This is a genomic window from Nonlabens tegetincola (genome assembly GCF_002117085.1).
Classification (GTDB): domain Bacteria; phylum Bacteroidota; class Bacteroidia; order Flavobacteriales; family Flavobacteriaceae; genus Nonlabens; species Nonlabens tegetincola.
This window is the reverse complement of record NZ_CP019342.1, coordinates 380,724-397,595: the sequence shown is the minus strand read 5'-3', so window position 1 is coordinate 397,595 and position 16,872 is coordinate 380,724. Positions and strand designations below refer to the sequence as shown.

The 16,872-nt window shown below is 35.5% G+C and carries 16 protein-coding genes and 1 pseudogene; 7 read left to right on the top strand and 10 right to left on the bottom strand.

The features are described from left to right. The first annotated feature begins 71 nt into the window (after positions 1-71). Positions 72-1,148, top strand: a complete 1,077-nt coding sequence (gene prfA / locus BST91_RS02075) for a peptide chain release factor 1 (protein WP_060522983.1) — start codon at positions 72-74, stop codon at positions 1,146-1,148. A 79-nt stretch (positions 1,149-1,227) separates the two neighbouring features. Next, positions 1,228-2,037: an orotidine-5'-phosphate decarboxylase gene (pyrF, locus tag BST91_RS02070; RefSeq protein WP_085774292.1), complete on the top strand. Its 810-nt coding sequence runs from the start codon at positions 1,228-1,230 to the stop codon at positions 2,035-2,037. A gap of 5 nt (positions 2,038-2,042) precedes the next feature. Here pyrF and BST91_RS02065 read toward each other — a convergent pair whose 3' ends face one another. Next, positions 2,043-3,605: a S8 family serine peptidase gene (locus BST91_RS02065; RefSeq protein ID WP_085774291.1), complete on the bottom strand. Its 1,563-nt coding sequence runs from the start codon at positions 3,603-3,605 to the stop codon at positions 2,043-2,045. Position 3,606: 1 nt separating this feature from the next. After that, positions 3,607-4,803 carry a tRNA 2-thiouridine(34) synthase MnmA gene (mnmA, locus tag BST91_RS02060; RefSeq protein WP_085774290.1) on the bottom strand — a complete coding sequence of 399 codons (1,197 nt, stop codon included), beginning with the start codon at positions 4,801-4,803 and terminating at the stop codon, positions 3,607-3,609. A gap of 166 nt (positions 4,804-4,969) precedes the next feature. Between mnmA and BST91_RS02055 the strand changes: the two genes are divergently transcribed. The 3 genes from BST91_RS02055 to BST91_RS02045 all read left to right on the top strand — a co-directional run bounded on the left by BST91_RS02055 (position 4,970) and on the right by BST91_RS02045 (position 6,975). Then, positions 4,970-5,944, top strand: coding sequence for a fasciclin domain-containing protein (locus BST91_RS02055; protein WP_085774289.1), 975 nt, complete (start codon positions 4,970-4,972; stop codon positions 5,942-5,944). Between the two features lie 99 nt (positions 5,945-6,043). Further along, complete coding sequence (locus BST91_RS02050) at positions 6,044-6,511, top strand: hypothetical protein (RefSeq protein ID WP_042278968.1); 468 nt, start codon at positions 6,044-6,046, stop codon at positions 6,509-6,511. Then, positions 6,511-6,975, top strand: a complete 465-nt coding sequence (locus BST91_RS02045) for a hypothetical protein (RefSeq protein WP_060522989.1) — start codon at positions 6,511-6,513, stop codon at positions 6,973-6,975. The genes BST91_RS02050 and BST91_RS02045 overlap by 1 nt, the downstream gene beginning before the upstream one ends. Here the strand turns inward: BST91_RS02045 and BST91_RS02040 are convergent. Beyond that, on the bottom strand, positions 6,972-7,196 hold the full coding sequence (locus BST91_RS02040) for a hypothetical protein (RefSeq protein ID WP_085774288.1): 225 nt from the start codon (positions 7,194-7,196) through the stop codon (positions 6,972-6,974). The genes BST91_RS02045 and BST91_RS02040 overlap by 4 nt on opposite strands. Before the next feature lie 244 nt (positions 7,197-7,440). Beyond that, entirely contained in the window at positions 7,441-7,884 is a 444-nt protein-coding gene (locus BST91_RS02030) for a hypothetical protein (protein ID WP_244895661.1), read from the bottom strand. A gap of 101 nt (positions 7,885-7,985) precedes the next feature. Between BST91_RS02030 and rluF the strand changes: the two are divergent. Beyond that, a pseudogene (rluF, locus tag BST91_RS02025) lies at positions 7,986-8,715 on the top strand (23S rRNA pseudouridine(2604) synthase RluF). 55 nt (positions 8,716-8,770) lie between these two features. Here rluF and BST91_RS02020 read toward each other — a convergent pair. Continuing rightward, positions 8,771-12,418, bottom strand: a complete 3,648-nt coding sequence (locus BST91_RS02020) for a T9SS type A sorting domain-containing protein (RefSeq protein ID WP_085774286.1) — start codon at positions 12,416-12,418, stop codon at positions 8,771-8,773. 137 nt (positions 12,419-12,555) lie between these two features. On the opposite strand from BST91_RS02020, the gene BST91_RS02015 reads away from it, so the two are divergent. Further along, complete coding sequence (locus BST91_RS02015; RefSeq protein WP_085774285.1) at positions 12,556-13,230, top strand: M24 family metallopeptidase; 675 nt, start codon at positions 12,556-12,558, stop codon at positions 13,228-13,230. A gap of 77 nt (positions 13,231-13,307) precedes the next feature. Here BST91_RS02015 and BST91_RS02010 read toward each other — a convergent pair whose 3' ends face one another. From BST91_RS02010 to BST91_RS01990, 5 genes are all read right to left on the bottom strand, one after another. After that, the gene (locus BST91_RS02010; protein ID WP_060524983.1) at positions 13,308-13,583 is read right to left on the bottom strand and encodes an ATP-dependent Clp protease adaptor ClpS; all 276 of its coding nucleotides are present in this window, start codon (positions 13,581-13,583) and stop codon (positions 13,308-13,310) included. 62 nt (positions 13,584-13,645) lie between these two features. After that, positions 13,646-14,494 carry a 50S ribosomal protein L11 methyltransferase gene (gene prmA / locus BST91_RS02005; RefSeq protein WP_085774284.1) on the bottom strand — a complete coding sequence of 283 codons (849 nt, stop codon included), beginning with the start codon at positions 14,492-14,494 and terminating at the stop codon, positions 13,646-13,648. Continuing rightward, the gene (locus tag BST91_RS02000; protein WP_060522995.1) at positions 14,484-15,068 is read right to left on the bottom strand and encodes a DUF1287 domain-containing protein; all 585 of its coding nucleotides are present in this window, start codon (positions 15,066-15,068) and stop codon (positions 14,484-14,486) included. The genes prmA and BST91_RS02000 overlap by 11 nt, the downstream gene beginning before the upstream one ends. Then, positions 15,058-15,810, bottom strand: a complete 753-nt coding sequence (gene tpiA / locus BST91_RS01995) for a triose-phosphate isomerase (RefSeq protein ID WP_042278956.1) — start codon at positions 15,808-15,810, stop codon at positions 15,058-15,060. Before tpiA ends, BST91_RS02000 begins: the two co-directional genes overlap by 11 nt. A gap of 25 nt (positions 15,811-15,835) precedes the next feature. Beyond that, the gene (locus BST91_RS01990) at positions 15,836-16,825 is read right to left on the bottom strand and encodes an ABC transporter permease (protein ID WP_394335644.1); all 990 of its coding nucleotides are present in this window, start codon (positions 16,823-16,825) and stop codon (positions 15,836-15,838) included. Positions 16,826-16,872: the final 47 nt, after the last annotated feature.

The window sequence follows — 16,872 nt, the reverse complement described above, 5'->3', positions numbered from 1 at the left end:
CGCTTTCGCGAAAGCGTAATAACTACAACTAGAGCGAATTTTGATTATTTTCGCAAGACTTGAGATAGACCATGATAGATAAATTAAACATAGTAAAAAATCGTTTTGACGAGGTAAATGATTTGATCATTCAACCTGATGTAATCGCAGATCAAAAACGATATGTACAACTTACTAAAGAATATAAAGACCTCAAAAAATTGATGGACAAGCGCGAGGAATACATGACCCTTGTAGCAAATCTAGATGAGGCAAAAGAAATTCTTGCCGATGGAAGTGATCCAGATATGGTAGAAATGGCTCAAATGCAACATGATGAAGCAAAAGAGGCTATTCCTGGACTTGAAGAAGAAATACGCATGATGCTTATTCCTAAAGATCCTGAAGATGCCAAGAATGCAGTAATGGAAATAAGAGCAGGAACAGGTGGTGATGAAGCTAGTATTTTTGCAGGTGACCTATACCGCATGTACGAGAAATACTGCTCTAGCAAAGGCTGGAGTACTAGTGTTATGGATGTGAGTGAAGGTACAAGTGGTGGTTATAAAGAAATCATTTTTGAAGTAAATGGTGAGGACGTATATGGAACTCTTAAGTTTGAAGCTGGTGTACATCGTGTACAACGAGTACCACAAACTGAAACACAAGGTAGGGTTCATACAAGTGCTGCAACCGTAATGGTATTACCAGAGGCTGAGGAGTTTGATGTAGAACTAGATATGACTGAGGTTCGTATTGAGCGTACTACCTCAACAGGACCTGGTGGACAATCGGTAAACACTACATACAGTGCCATTAAATTACACCACGAACCTACTGGAATGATTGTAAGCTGTCAGGATCAAAAATCCTCACATAAAAACCTAGAAAAAGCTTTGAAGGTATTGAGATCTAGGCTTTATGAAATGGAACTTGCAAAGAAAATGGAAGCCGACTCTGAACGCCGTAAAAGTATGGTAAGTAGCGGTGACCGTAGTGCAAAAATTAGAACCTATAATTATCCACAAGGACGTGTGACCGATCATAGAATTAATTTGACGCTTTATGATCTTGATAACATCATCAACGGTGATATTCAAAAAATTATTGACGAATTACAATTAGTTGATAATACAGAAAAAATGAAAATGAGTGAGGATGGGCTATAACCCATCCTTTACTTTTTTTAACACAATGCTTTCTACCAAGGCAAATCAATTCAACAGACTTTATCAAAAACCATAACTAATGACTCTAGAGCAACTTACCAACGAAATTCACAAAAAGAAATCATTCCTATGTATAGGGTTGGATGTTGATTTAGATAAAATCCCACCGCATTTATTAGAAAAAGAAGATCCTATTTTTGAATTTTCTAAGGCGATAATAGACGCAACACATGATTTATGTGTAGCCTATAAACCAAATACTGCATTCTTTGAAGCCTATGGTGTAAAAGGTTGGCAAGCTTTACAAAAAACAATTAATTATCTTAATGAAAACTATCCTAATCACTTTACGATTGCCGATGCTAAACGTGGAGATATTGGGAATACCTCAACAAGATATGCCAAAGCTTTTTTCGAAGATCTAGAATTTGATAGTGTTACTATTGCACCCTATATGGGTAAAGATTCTATTGAACCATTTTTACAGTTCGATAATAAATACGCAATTCTCCTTGCTCTTACTTCAAATGAGGGAGCTTTTGATTTTCAAACTAAGCAAGTTGATGGTGTGCCGTTGTATCAACAAGTACTACAGACTGCCTCTCAATACGATAATAGTGATAGATTAATGTATGTTGTAGGAGCTACCAAAGCTGAGTTCCTTACCGATATTAGAAAAATCATTCCAAATTCGTTCCTACTTGTACCAGGTGTAGGTGCACAAGGTGGTTCTATTGAAGATGTCGTTAAATATGGAAAGTCTTCAAATGTAGGATTGCTTATAAACAGCTCCAGAGGAATAATATACGCGTCTTCAAATGAGGATTTTGAAAAAGCTGCCCGCGATAAAGCGCAGCAACTACAATTGCAAATGGCTAATCTGTTGTAGTTAATTTATCTATTTACGATTTTTAACCACTTACCACTCTCATCAACTTTAAGAAGGTAAATCCCTTTAGATAAAGCCGTTAAAACTATTCTGCCAGAATTTTCAGCATCTATTAACAGCTGTCCTTGAATAGAGTATATTTGAATTTTGGGGTATAATTCTTTATCTAAATAAAGGTGTTGATTCACTACGTGCCATTTAACTTCCTTGGTAGATTGATCTAGTTGAGAAAGAGTTTGAAAAAGTAAGCCAAAATCAGGAATACCATACCCCAGAAGATTATCGGGCGAGTTAGATTGACTAGCATTTTGTTCTAGTGCACTCCTTATTTGCTGTGGAGTCAAATTAGGAAATGCCTCTAGTAAACAAGCTACGCCACCAGCTAGTAATGGACTACTAAAACTTGTACCGTTTGCAGTTCTTAAATTATCACTGTGATCTATTATAGCCGTATTACCACCTTGAGCGGCTAGATCTGGTTTTATTCGATTATCAAATGAAGGGCCTATACTCGAAAACACCGTACGTTGACTACTAGCGTCAACAGCACCTACTGCGATTGCACCTTGTGCATCAGCAGGAGAAGAAATATAGGGATGATTAGTCGAATTTCCTGAGTTTCCAGCGCTTGTAATCACCAACATTCCTTTTTCAAAAGCTACGTTTGCACCACGTGAAGCAAAGCTAGTTTGACCATCCATATCATTATAGGTCAAGCTTTCTGAAGCGTTATCAAATGTCAGATAACCTAATGAAGTATTAATCACATCTACTCCTAGAGAATCAGCACGTTCGGCAGCTGCTACCCAATAGGATAATTCTGCTGGCGTTTCTTGAGCTGCTTCCTCAGTTCTAAAAAGCCAATAGCTTGCATTAGGAGCGGCTCCTTCAAATTGACCAGTTATATGACCAGCCATTGTACTTAATACCCAAGTACCGTGAAAATGATCATCAGCATATGTAGCGTTTCTATCTACAAAGTCATAACCTCCTAAAATACCATTCTGACCTCTTAATTGTGAAAAACCAGACATACTATCTACATTAGGGAAACCAGAATCCATCACCGCAACATGTACACCATCTCCTGTGTAATCTTGATTGTGCAAATTATCCAATCCCATCATTACTATTTGATTTGAGGCGTTCCCATAATTAAAGGGAGCACTGGACATACGAGTAAATTTATCTTGAGATGTGGATAAAATACTTTTTGATGGATCTGCAAACTCTACTCTATCAACAAAACTCAAATTTTCTAAAGCTCTTAAGTCTAACTCGGCACCAGTAACGTGTACGCAATTAAACCATTTTGATTGAGCCTTATATGAAATACCCGTAGCATTTTTAATTGCTGCTACATATTGTTGATTTACAGGTACATCTCGTTGATCAATTACAATTCCATGTCTAGCTTTACGTGCTATGGCCCTAGCTGTTAATATGGTAGATGGGTTGTTAATGGAGCTAGTAACATTAGGCTTATCAGTAAAATACACCCAAGCGTGCCATTCTTGGGCATCTAGCCCATAGCTTATTAAAAATAAGATTAACAACCATTTTTTCATATTATGCTATTACTCCAGATCCTATACATTCTGAATCTAAGTACCAAGCTACGAATTGTCCTGCAGATATAGCACTTTGCTCATTATCAAAGATAACGTACAATCCGTTTTCTTTTCTATACAAAATCGCAGGTTCTAATTCTTGCCTGTAACGTATGCGAGCCATCACCGGCATACTATCGCCTACTGCTATTTCTAGGTCCTGTCTTATCCAGTGCGTTTCATTCTCTTTTACAAACAAACCGCGACGGTACAAACCTGGATGACTTTTACTTTGACCTACATATATAGTATTAGTTTCTACATCTGTTTCAATCACAAACAAAGGTTCTTGAGTTCCTCCTACTCCTAGACCTCTACGCTGTCCACGAGTAAAAAAATGAGCTCCTTGATGTGAACCAACTATTTTACCATCGGTTTTTTGATAGGTACGCTTTCGCGAAAGCGTAACTACATCAACCTCATCGTCACTATCGAGAGTGGTAACAGGCACCTGCGACTTTTGCAAGCTCACACTTGCTGGCACCTCTACGATATCTCCTACTTTAGGTTTGAGTTGTTGTTGTAGAAAATCTGGTAAACGCACTTTACCAATAAAGCAAAGTCCTTGAGAATCTTTTTTACCAGCCGTAATCAAGTCTTGGGCGGCTGCTATTTCACGAACTTCGGGCTTTTGCAGGTGACCAATTGGAAAAAGAGTACGTGCTAGTTGTTCCTGAGATACTTGACAAAGGAAATAGCTTTGGTCTTTATTAGGATCGGCACCGGCGACTAAGTGGTGAATTTCTTTACCATCTAGCATACTAGTCCTTTTTTGACAGTAATGACCAGTTGCTACAAAATCGGCTCCTAACTCTAGAGCTATATCTAAAAAGACATCAAATTTGATTTCACGATTACAAAGCACATCTGGGTTAGGCGTACGACCAGCTGCGTACTCGTCAAACATATAATTTACAATGCGCTCTTTGTACTGCTCACTTAAATCTACCGTTTGAAAAGGTATTCCTAACTTTTGCGCTACTAGCATAGCGTCATTTGAATCTTCCAACCAAGGACATTCATCACTTATAGTCACAGAATCATCGTGCCAATTCTTCATGAATAAACCAATTACTTCGTGACCTTGTTCCTTTAACAAGTGTGCAGCGACGCTACTATCTACGCCACCACTAAGTCCTACTACTACTTTTGCCATGATGCAAAAATAATGCAACTATTTGTGCAGTTCTCATTCTAGTATCTTTTCTCTTTATAGTGGTTCAATTTGATTCTATTATAATTTGTTTAATCTTTTTAACAGATAATTAAACAAATAACGAAAACCTTTTCGTTTCTTTGAAATGAAATAAAAAACAATACTCATGAAAAGCTTAAACCTTAAATCATTGCTATTTAGCTTTCTTGCTATAGCTTCACTTACCTTAACCTCTTGTGACGATGATGACGATAACATCATTGACTCAAATAACAGTGCTTACGACCTAACTGTTTCAAACTCAAACTTCACATCATTAAGAGCTGCCCTAGAAAGAACTGGTCTAGATGCAACTCTAGATGGTAATGGTACTTTTACCGTATTTGCTCCAACTGATACGGCGTTTGCTACTTTTTTAAGTGCTAATGGATTTGCAAGTCTAGATGCGGTACCAACAGATGTATTAAGAAACGTACTTCTTAATCATGTTTTAGGATCGGTTAATAGAAGTGGTGATCTAGTTGATGGTTACGTAAAAACATCGGCGACTGATGCTAGTGGTAATAATCTAGATGCTTATATCGATGCATCAGCATTTACCGTAAATAATGCAGCTATTGACACTGCTCAAGTAAATATAGAAGTTGATAATGGTGTGGTGCACGTAATGGATGCAGTTATTCCTTTACCTACAGTTGCTGATCTTGCTGTTTACAATCCAGCTTTCGGTAACTTAGTTACAGCAGTTTCACAAGAAGGTTTAGTTGCGGCATTATCTGCTACAGATGCTAGTGCAACTCCTGCTCCACCATTCACTGTTTTTGCTCCTACAAACGATGCTTTCCAAGCGTTAATTGATGCAGATCCTAATGATGGACTTAATAATATTAATGATGTATTAGCATTAAATAACTTGAGTGATATTCTATTGTATCATGTAGTATCTGGCGCAGCTGTAAGAGCTGAGGCAATCATGGATGGTGATGTTGTAGATCCAATAACAATGGGAACATTTACTATCAATACTACAAATGGAGTAGTAATTACAGATGGAACTAATACTGAAACTAACGTAATTGTTACTAACGTAACAGGTATTAACGGTGTAGTACACGCAATTGATTTTGTACTAAGACCATAGAAGATATTTAAAACCTTGGTTGGTAGATTGAAAGGGTCGGTGATTGCTTAATCACTGGCCTTTTCTCATTTAAGGGTTAATTGAGTATATTTACTTTACATGAATGAAGGTGACTATTTAAAAACTAAGGAAAAAATTCATCATAAGTGTATGATGCTTATAGGTGAACAAATTGATAGATTGACTAAACAGCTATCAGATTTACAAGACGCAAAAAACAACGAAACCAAAAGTAGCGCAGGCGATAAATATGAGACTGGCCGTGCTATGATTCATAATCAAGAAAATCTTATTGATTCACAATTGGTTACTAGTAAACGTTTACTCAATGAACTTTTACAAATAGATCCTTTTAAAAAGCAGGATGTAGTTACCACTGGATCTTTAGTCATTTTACATAACGGGATCTTCTACATAAGCGCTGGTCTAGGCGCGGTAATGGTAGATGAGCAACGCTATTTTGCATTGAGTTTAAAATCTCCTCTAGGAGTCGCAATAAGAAATAAGAAATCTGGTGAACCTTATCATTTTCAAGATAAAGATTTTATTATTTTAAATGTGTTTTAATGAAGAGTATTAAAGATCAATTAAAGACTATAGCAACAGAGCTGGATAAAGGTAATTTAGTTGCGGCAAGTGTTTCAAAAAAAGGCACCTACTGGCACCTTGATCATAGTTTAAGAGTAATTGAAGGCGTTCTAGAAACTCTTATCACCAGCAAACCAGAAGACTTTTCCCCTAGAATTAATTTTTGGAAAAAAATAATATTGCTCACTGGATACATTCCAAGAGGTAAAGGTAAGGCTCCAAAACAAGTTGTTCCCTTGCCAGAGATTTCAAAAGACGACTTATTGAAAAGACTAGAATCAATACAAGTCTTGTTGTCAAAAAGTGAAAACACTCACAAGAAAGCTCATTTTAATCATCCACTATTTAAAGATTTAAATAAGAAACAAACTTTAAGATTTTTGCGTATTCATACTCATCATCATCTGAAAATAATAGCTGATATTAATAAAAGAGCAATTTAATTTACCTCAATCTTATTTATTGACAATCCTTTGTTATGCAATGCTTTTTTTAATCTTTTCAATGATTCGGGTTGTATAATTTCAGTATCTATGACAATTTGAGAACTTTTAGAGATAACAGTAATCTCATTTGCAAACTCCTTAACCTGATTAACATCTTTAAATTGTACTTCTTTACCAAATAGAGTATTCTTTTTTATACTTGTTTCTGTAAGGGTCAAATACTATTTGTATACCTCGTATTTATGGTATGCAAACATTAATATACCAACAATAAATTCACCCAAACCTATACTAAACCAGCTTATATCCTTAGCGTCATCAAAAATCAATGAGATTATAAATAGAACTAATCCCAATCCCATAAACAATAGCGCAATCATTCGATTGTTATATAAAACTGATGGTTTATAATAGATTTTTATACGGTTTTCCATATAGAATTAAAGTGATTTAATTTTATAACTAGCTATCTTCAAAAGTTGTTTTAATATGTGGTTTACTAATTTCAATAATAGTAAATACACACAGTAAAATACCCAGAACTCCTGTAAGTGCATTTAATACTGCCATAACTATAATAAAGGTATATCCTTTTCTTTTTTTAAGATTATTAGAGGCTTTTATAGTTAAGATCCCAAATACAATACAAATTACTAATCCAATAATACCAACAGCTGTAAAAATAATTCCCGGATTAAAAGGAGTTTCTTGATTTTCTATTGGAATAAAAGTCATAAAACTTCCTAATCCTATATAAATCAAAAACAATAAGGACAATAGTAAGTTTAAGATTCCCTTTACTAAAAACAAGGTACTGAATAAATTAACCTGATCCTGTTGTTGGCTAGGTCTATAATTTTGCGGTTGGTTGGAACCATGCGCTGTTTGTGTTCCTGATTGATGCATTTTTTATTTTATCAGTATTAAATCATTTAAATATGTTACAAACCAGCTAAGATTAAACTCTCAAGCAAAAGTTAATTATAGCACTTCACTACCTTTGCAACATGTCACAAGAGGAAGGAATAAGAATAAATAAGTATCTCAGTGAACAAGGGTTTTGTTCACGACGTGCAGCCGATAAATTAATCGAACAGCAACGCATTACTATTAATGGTCAAGTACCTGAAATGGGAACAAAAGTACTGCCTGGTGATGAAGTTGCCGTTGATGGTGAAAAAGTAAGTAGTAAAAAAGAAAAACCAGTTTATATAGCATTACACAAGCCGGTAGGAATTGTTTGTACGACAGATACTCGTGTAGAAAAGGATAATATTATTGACTATATAAATTATCCTACTCGTATTTTTCCTATAGGTAGATTAGATAAAATGAGTGAAGGGCTTATTTTTTTGACTAACGATGGCGACATTGTAAATAAGATTTTAAGAGCTCGTAACGGTCATGAAAAAGAGTATATAGTTCATGTAAATCACACGATAACCGACCGTTTTATAAAAAGAATGGCAAGTGGTGTTCCCATCCTTGATACGGTTACCAGAGAATGCGAAGTAGAACAATTAGGAAAAAAAGCTTTAGAATTGTTCTCACGCAAGGACTCAATAGACAAATACGCCGTATGTGTGAATATTTGGGTATAGAGTTACTAAGCTTAAAAGAATACGAATCATGAACGTGAGTCTGGATATTCCTGTGGGACAATATCGCGACCTAACTAAAGAAGAATTATCTGAAATAAGACGACTTACCGCAGGTAGTACTAAGACGTTCGAATAATAAAAAATCAAAACCAGCTTAATTGCTGGTTTTGATTTTTATATATCTCTCCTATTTACTGTTTAATCAACTTGTGTTGATGTTTCTGGCCGTTATGCTCTATTTCGATGAAATACATTCCTGCACTTAACTCCTCAATATTAACTGTTGTATGCTGGTTATTTAGCTTTCGCGAAAGCGTGACCTTTCCACTAACATCATATATACGCATTAAACCATTATCCAAAGAACGTTCCCAAGATACCGTTATTTGTTTAGTTGCAGGATTAGGGAACACAGTGAACTGTGGTTGATCTACTTGAGGTTCACTTAAAGGAACTGTAAAGGTTGACGTAAAAGTGTTTGTAATTATAGGAGGATTAAAGTCAAAGTAAATCTCTGCAGTATTAGGAATAACCGTCCCATTTGTCCAGCCGGATTGTGGTTTGATTTTGAAGTAAACATAACCATTACTTCCAACTGGGTTTGACAATGAATCTGGCAGCATTATGTTGTCAAATCTCCAAGTCACATCCTTTTCAACACGCTGCATAGAATAATGATGACTGGATGATATCATTTCAAGTGATTCCCAATCTAATTGAGCATCTAGCTCATCTTCTATTCTAACATTTATTGCACTAGCTGTTCCTGTATTTTGAAATCTAACCGTATAATAAAAGTAATCGTCGTTTGTAAATTCTTGTAGATTGATTGTCGGTCCTCTACTTTCCATTTTATCATTAGGGTCATAACTACCGATCACGACTTGATTACTACTTATTACATTGTTATTAGGCGTGAGATCATTGGCAACAGGTGTAATACTTGCGTCATTAGATAAAATGTCTCCTAAATTCACGGTTGGAATAACAGGTACTTGCATTGCTACTTCAAAAGTTCGATACTCAAAAGGCAACAAATTTGAATAGTTAAGATTTATTTGATTACCCGTAACTGTAGCATTAGGATCACTCACTGAAATAATTGTATTTAAGGGATCAACATCTACTTGTACTTGTCCTACGGAAACAGGTAATGGACCTAAATTACCATAAACAATAGTTTCAGTGTAAGTAAATCCAGGTCTAGGTTGTTGATTAGGAATAATATAAATAGCTACATCTTCATAACTATTAACTGCACTTATTAAGAAATCACGAGTTGTTAAACCACTACCATTTGGTATGGTTTGATTAGTATAAGAAGCTGGAGCTACTGTATATGACGTATTATAGGCTGAAAAAATATCGTAAGTAAGATCATAACTATTCGTAGGATCTATGTCATATATTTCAAATTCTCCATCGGGTGTAGCAATGTTCATCATAGATCCATTAGAGTTCAATTCCCACCCAAACGTTCCAAGAGGAAAAGGAACATCTGTGCTATCTACTACTCCATTTGCATTTACATCAAGTATTGATCTCATTTGTATCCCATCACAACTTACGGTTGCCGTTGAACTTGAGGCTATTTCAAATTTTAAAAACCCAGGTTGTTGCGTGAAATTACTGGCCAGTAATAAATAGAATTCCCCAGCTTGAGCATTTGGAATTGTAGCAATTTCTGGCATTGCTAGGCTAAAACTAGAATCAATTAGATCATTTGCTGTTAATGAACCACAGTTTTGAGTAGGATTTGTAAACGGCCCATAAATTGCAAAATCAATATCTAATCCTTGACCATTGAAGGTAGGTGAAGTATTTTGATACAGTTCAAGTGTAAGAGAGCCACTAGTTTCAATAGGAATGTAATACCAAGATGGATTTCTAGGACCCGATGATTGTGAAAATGGATAATAATTACCAGCTTCGGCAAAAATATTTCCGAATACATTAGGTTGCGCTTGCCCTAGTTGGTTACACAAGGCCACAGCATCACTACATCTATAAGCAGAATTACAATTTGCATTGGCAATTAATTCAATAGGATATACAACATCGCAACCTGATGGAATTAATTCTCTGATAAAAATATCAATAGAAGCCGATGATGCTATACCAGCAACAGTATAGGAGCTTGGTGTAGCAATTGGGTTCATTTGATTTTGAGCGTCATTTAAACTTAAATAAAATTCAACACTATTTGAAGAGGACAAAAGGGATGAACTCTCTGTTAGATCAAAGTCAATGACACCATCAAGATCGTCATCGCATTCCACTAAGTCAGGAAGGTTATGATTATTATCTATTAAAGTGGGAGCTACTGAAAGATTAAAAAAATCAACACCGTAATTTCCTGTAAGATTATCCTCTAATCTTACATATACTTGTTGATCGGTAGATACACAGTAATTATTTGTATTTGATATAGCATTTACATTTGACTGCGCATCTGACAGTGAATTGTGATAGGTTACAGTAAATGAACTTGATGATTGTCCTGCAAGAATTACACTATCATTTAAGGTCAAATCAAAGCAGCTTAAACCAGTTGTTGAGTCCAAACAATCGGTAAGATCAATTGGAGGATTAATTGCTAAACAATTGTTCGTTTGTGATACACTAACAGGAAATACAGAAAAACACAAACTAGGGTCATATTCTACTCGTACAAATATGGTATTTAGAGTATTAGAAGCTGTAAAACCAGCATGACTGCCAACTGCATTTATGGAAGCAACCGCATCTTGCTGAGATAAATGATAGGAAATATTGGCCGAGGCAACACCATTGGGTAAAGAATGTGATTGTACTTCCGTTAAAATGGCAAATGCATCATAATCAATTATTCCAGATCCAGTTCTATCACAACCTTCAATAGTAGGAAAAGTATAATTTTGCGGTTCGGGAACACCTATGACATTAAATGTCATAGAAGTATCAACTGTATTTACATCTATATTTTCAAAACGAACAAATATTAAATCAATAGAACTTGTACAATATGGTGAGGCTATTGGATTTAAATTATTATCTGCATCAACTTGTGAAAGATGGTAAGAGATAGAGTAATTAACTGGGTTTGAATTTGATAATATTAACGAGTCTTGTTGAGAAAGATCGAAGCAGCTGGTATTACTACCAGGAGTTAGGCATTCGAATAAATCAGGTAACGGAGAACTTGTAGCGTTACACAATCTAGGATAAACGGTTATGTTTTCAATAACCCAACAATCAGATTGAAAATTAGGATCACCATATTGCTTAAGAAAAATACTGGTACCATTTGGGCTTACGGGAATACTTGCATTTGAGGAAATGGGATTAATATCATTATCTGCATCTTGCTGAGATAAGAATATTTCTATCATAGGACTAGTTGAAGCTATGGCATTAATCTCATTAATTATATCAACACGTGAGGTTAAAAAGCCACTACCTGGATTTTGTGCACTACATACAGTTACTGCCTGAACTGTCGTAGGCAAAGGCGTTGGATATAAAATTACAAATACTGAAACCACATCAAAATTTCCGGTAGCAGTCTCAAATACCCTTGCAAAGTATTGAGAGTTTTGAATACTTACAGGAGTACTCGATGGGTTAGTAAAAAAATTAACTCCATTTGAAGCATCGGACATATTGTTGTAAAACGTAATCGTAAAATCAGATGGATTAAGTGATCCTAAAATATCGTTTTCTAAAGAGGTAAAATCAAATAATTCGACACCATCGTTAGATAGATCATCACAAATTTCTGCAGTAGCATCGTTTGCCCTTGTTTGAGCATAGCTCATACTGCATACTAATAAAAGTAAGGTAAGTAATTTTATTTTCATGGTTAAGCTTTTTGGTTTCAGAAAGTTACAACATTTTGTTTAATAAAAAACCTAATTATCAACACTTTAGTTAAAACCAATCTTTTAAAACATTAAAAGCATTTTTAAATAAAAGTGTTGTAAACTATCTTTCACTTATGAGTAAAGAGCGAGCAGAATTACAAAAAGCTGAAGCCATAGCAGCTGAACTTTTTGAAGAGATCATAAAAAGAAATCTGATTAAATCAGGAATTACAGAAAAAGAACTTAATAATAAAATTTATGATCTAGCCGAAGAAGTATTTAATATTAAAAAATACTGGCACAAAAGAATCGTAAGAGTTGGAGAAAACACCTTACATCCATACGATGAAAACCCACCTAATATTAGTGTGCAAAATGACGACATATTATTTTTAGATTTTGGACCTATCATTGAGGATTATGAAGCTGATTATGGGCGTACGTATGTACTAGGAAATGATCCCATTAAAAAGCAACTTGCTCAGGATACAGAGAAGTTGTGGCATATTGCCAATAATTTCTATAAATCAAATCTTGATGTAACCGGTTCACAGTTGTACAAATACTGTGTTGACCTTGCAGAAGGTTTTGGATGGCAATACGGTGGACCCATTGCCGGTCACCTTATAGGACATTTTCCACATGAGCAATTAGATAAAGAGGACAAAACGAACTACATACATCCAGAAAACCATACACCCATGTCATCTCTTGACCGTGCTGGAAGAAAAAGAGAATGGATTATAGAAATACACCTAATAGATAAATCAAAAAAGATCGGTGGATTCTTTGAACAACTAGCCGGATAGTAATCATAAAAAAGTCTGCCACTAGGCAGACTTAATTATTTTATTCATTAATATGAATAAAAGGGGAAAGCAAATTCTTAGACAATCTCTGCGGTTAAGCCAGCTTCAAGCAAGGCCGAACAGCGAGGTTTTAAATCATCGTATTCTCCTGTTTTTACTGAACACTTTCCTTTATAGTGAACAATAATGGAACATTGTTCTGCTTGCACAGGAGTGTGATCACATGTTGCTACTAACATATCAATCACGTGATCAAAAGTATTGACATCGTCGTTGTAAAGTACGATTTTCTTTTCTTCCTTTTCTAGAACATCAACCTTTTGTTTAGGTTGAATTAATTCTTTAACATCCATTTTCATAACCTCTCAAATATACCTTTTTTTCTTGCGCTATTTTAATGAGTATGCAAATTTAATTATTTATTAGCTTTTAAACCTACCCAATTATCTTTCTCTATATGAGTCTCATAAGTGAGTCCAACCTTACTACAAGCCTCATTGATTAAGGGTAAGTCCTGTGTATAGAAACCACTGAAAATAATGCTTCCTCCGTTTTTTAAACTTGCTGCATATTTGGGGATGTCTTGCAATAGTATGTTTCTATTAATATTTGCTATTATAAAATCATATTGCTTACCTGCCAGCTGCTCTGCACCACCCAATATGACATTAACTTTATCGGCATTATTGCGTTCAGTATTTTCTTGGGCATTTTCAAAACACCAGGTATCAATATCAATGGCATCTACAAGTGTTGCTCCTCTCATTTGAGCCAGTATGGCAAGAACTCCTGTCCCACTTCCCATATCCAATACTTTTTTACCAGCTAGTTCCTCTTTTAGTAAAAATTGTATCATCATGTAAGTGGTTTGATGATGTCCTGTCCCAAAACTCATTTTAGGTTCCATTACAATTTCATACTTGACCTCTTTACTTTCGTGAAATGGCGCTCTAATTAAGCATTGGTCGTTCACGAGAATCGGCGTGAAGTTTTTTTCCCATTCGGCATTCCAATTTGTAGGTGGTATATCTGCTTTCGCGAAAGCGATATCACAATAGTCACTGTTTATAAGATCTACTGTACTCAACACATTATCACTATCTAGATCTTTAAGAATGTAAGCTTTTACTCCAGATTGAGTATCAATAAAACTTTCAAAACCTGCGTCGCCTAATTGGGCACACAAAATATCGCTCCAAGGTTCTCGAGGAGTGACTGTGAAATCGTATTCTACGTAAATTTGATTTGTAATATTATTTGCCATATTTATAATGCCCTGTTATTGTAAATTTGAATAAACAATCTTCCAAGACCTGACCTGCTCCTATGTTATGAACGACAAGTGGATTACCAGTCTTAGAATCTTTTTTTGTGGATATTATTCCAATGTGAGTCATGTTATTTGTGAGTACCCATGTTACTACATCTCCAGGCAGGTAGTTTGATTTATCTTTTGAAATGGGAAGAGTAGTCCCGTTTCTTTCAAAAAATTTACCCAGATTAGGTACTCTGCGATGATCAATATTGGTATCTGGTTTTTTTAATCCCCATAATTGCGGATATTCTTTGAAGTTTTCCTTCATATCTTCATGGACTAGCTGCTGTAAATCTATACCTACCTTACGATAGGCTCGAATTACTACATCGGTACAAACTCCATATTGTGCAGGGATATCTCCATTAGGATATGGGATTGAAAAATAGCTTCCATTATAAGTCACCTCATCCTTTGTAAGCTGCTCTGCTGCTACGGCCAGATCAAATGAAAAATCTTGTTGTAAGTGGCAAACAGGTAAGGCTGATAGAAAAAATAAAATAAGTTTTAATTTAAATAGCATTTGCGATGTTTAGAAAGCTTTCTGCACTTAAGGAAGCTCCACCTACAAGTCCACCATCAACATCTGGTTTAGCAAATAGTTCTGCTGCGTTATTCGGTTTTACGCTACCACCGTATAAAATACTTGTATTTTGGGCAATTGAATCGTTGAATAAAGTGGACAATTCATTTCTCAAATGTGCGTGCATTTCTTGCGCTTGTTCTGGGGTTGCTGTTTCACCCGTTCCTATAGCCCAAACCGGTTCATAAGCAATTACGATTTGTGACATTTGCTCTTCAGTTAAGTCTTGTAGAGCTATTTTAACCTGGTTACCTACAAGGTCATAATGTTTATCTTCCTTACGTATCTCTAAATGTTCACCGCAACAAAATATCACTCTCATACCTTTATTGACACTGGCTTTAACTTTTTGAGCGATAAGCTCATTAGTTTCACCATATATATCGCGACGTTCAGAATGACCGATTATTACCGTTTTAATACCTATGCTTTGAAGCATATCTACAGAAGTTTCACCTGTAAATGCCCCTTTTTCTTGCTCACTTACATTTTGAGCAATCACTTCAATATCTGAATCTAGCGTACTATTAAAAGCATTATATAAAAATGGTGTTGAAGGTGCAATCATGAGCTCACAATTGAACTCCTTTACTAGACCTGTTTTTAGATCGGTTATTAATTTTTGTGTATCTGGAAGATCACAATTCATTTTCCAGTTGCCGGCTACAATTTGCTTTCTCATAGTTAAGTTTTTATGTCAGTTGTTATTAAGTGTCTAGTTTTACTCTAGGATCCAGTTTTATGTAGATCACATCTACTGCAATATTAATCAATATAAACAGGCTAGCAATGACTAGAACTGCTCCTGTGATTACGGGTAGGTCTTTTGTGTTTAATGCATCTACAATTTCTTTACCCAGACCGTTCCATCCAAAAATATATTCGACAAAAACAGCTCCTGCTAGTAAACTAGCAAACCAGCCACTTACCGCTGTAACTACTGGATTGAGTGCATTTTTAAAAGCATGACGCTTAATTACCTGGAGTGTTGTCAATCCTTTTGCATAAGCTGTTGTTATGTATTCTTGAGACAGTACTTCTAGTAAACTATTACGCATTAATTGTGTAATTACCGCAAGCGGACGTATACCTAACACCAAAGCTGGTAGCACAAGATTGCGTAATTTTAGATGAATTCCTTCTCCATAATCATCCATCTCGTACAAACTACCACTCATAGGAAGTCCTGTATATTCGTGCCACAAATACCCGAACAGGTAAGCTGCGATTATCGCACTAAAGAAACTGGGAATGCTCATACCCATGGTACTTATTACTTGAATAACCTTATCAATCCAAGAATCTCTATATAATGCAGATATTATTCCAAGGGCAAGACCTATGAATAAAGCGATTAAGATGGAAGCAATCGCAAGCACAATAGTATTAGGCAAAGTGTCACCTATCACCTCACTGACCTGTTTGCCTGTTTTTTGAAACGATTCTCTTAAATAAGGTGTTTTTATAACTACATGATATCCTCCTAATTTTACGATAGAAGATCCGCTGTATCTATCGTCCCAATGAGTAAAATCATCAGCATTGTCACTATGAAAACTTACTGGGCTCAAGTCGTTTATGAAATACAAATATTGTTTTCCTAGAGTTTGATCCAGTCCGTACTTTTTCTGTACTGCAGCTACCTGCTCCATAGTTTGATTTTCACCTAGCATCATTTGCGCAGGATCACCTGGCATCAAATAAAAAGAAAAAAAACTAGAGTCACAACTCCCCAAAGCGTAAA

Excerpts from the sequence above, each read along its gene's own strand:
- prfA (WP_060522983.1), top strand. The coding sequence starts at position 72 with ATGATAGATAAATTAAACATAGTAAAAAATCGTTTTGACGAGGTAAAT.
- pyrF (WP_085774292.1), top strand. The coding sequence starts at position 1,228 with ATGACTCTAGAGCAACTTACCAACGAAATTCACAAAAAGAAATCATTC.
- BST91_RS02065 (WP_085774291.1), bottom strand. The coding sequence starts at position 3,605 with ATGAAAAAATGGTTGTTAATCTTATTTTTAATAAGCTATGGGCTAGAT.
- mnmA (WP_085774290.1), bottom strand. The coding sequence starts at position 4,803 with ATGGCAAAAGTAGTAGTAGGACTTAGTGGTGGCGTAGATAGTAGCGTC.
- BST91_RS02055 (WP_085774289.1), top strand. The coding sequence starts at position 4,970 with ATGAAAAGCTTAAACCTTAAATCATTGCTATTTAGCTTTCTTGCTATA.
- BST91_RS02050 (WP_042278968.1), top strand. The coding sequence starts at position 6,044 with ATGAATGAAGGTGACTATTTAAAAACTAAGGAAAAAATTCATCATAAG.
- BST91_RS02045 (WP_060522989.1), top strand. The coding sequence starts at position 6,511 with ATGAAGAGTATTAAAGATCAATTAAAGACTATAGCAACAGAGCTGGAT.
- BST91_RS02030 (WP_244895661.1), bottom strand. The coding sequence starts at position 7,884 with ATGCATCAATCAGGAACACAAACAGCGCATGGTTCCAACCAACCGCAA.
- BST91_RS02020 (WP_085774286.1), bottom strand. The coding sequence starts at position 12,418 with ATGAAAATAAAATTACTTACCTTACTTTTATTAGTATGCAGTATGAGC.
- BST91_RS02015 (WP_085774285.1), top strand. The coding sequence starts at position 12,556 with ATGAGTAAAGAGCGAGCAGAATTACAAAAAGCTGAAGCCATAGCAGCT.
- BST91_RS02010 (WP_060524983.1), bottom strand. The coding sequence starts at position 13,583 with ATGGATGTTAAAGAATTAATTCAACCTAAACAAAAGGTTGATGTTCTA.
- prmA (WP_085774284.1), bottom strand. The coding sequence starts at position 14,494 with ATGGCAAATAATATTACAAATCAAATTTACGTAGAATACGATTTCACA.
- BST91_RS02000 (WP_060522995.1), bottom strand. The coding sequence starts at position 15,068 with ATGCTATTTAAATTAAAACTTATTTTATTTTTTCTATCAGCCTTACCT.
- tpiA (WP_042278956.1), bottom strand. The coding sequence starts at position 15,810 with ATGAGAAAGCAAATTGTAGCCGGCAACTGGAAAATGAATTGTGATCTT.
- BST91_RS01990 (WP_394335644.1), bottom strand. The coding sequence starts at position 16,825 with ATGCCAGGTGATCCTGCGCAAATGATGCTAGGTGAAAATCAAACTATG.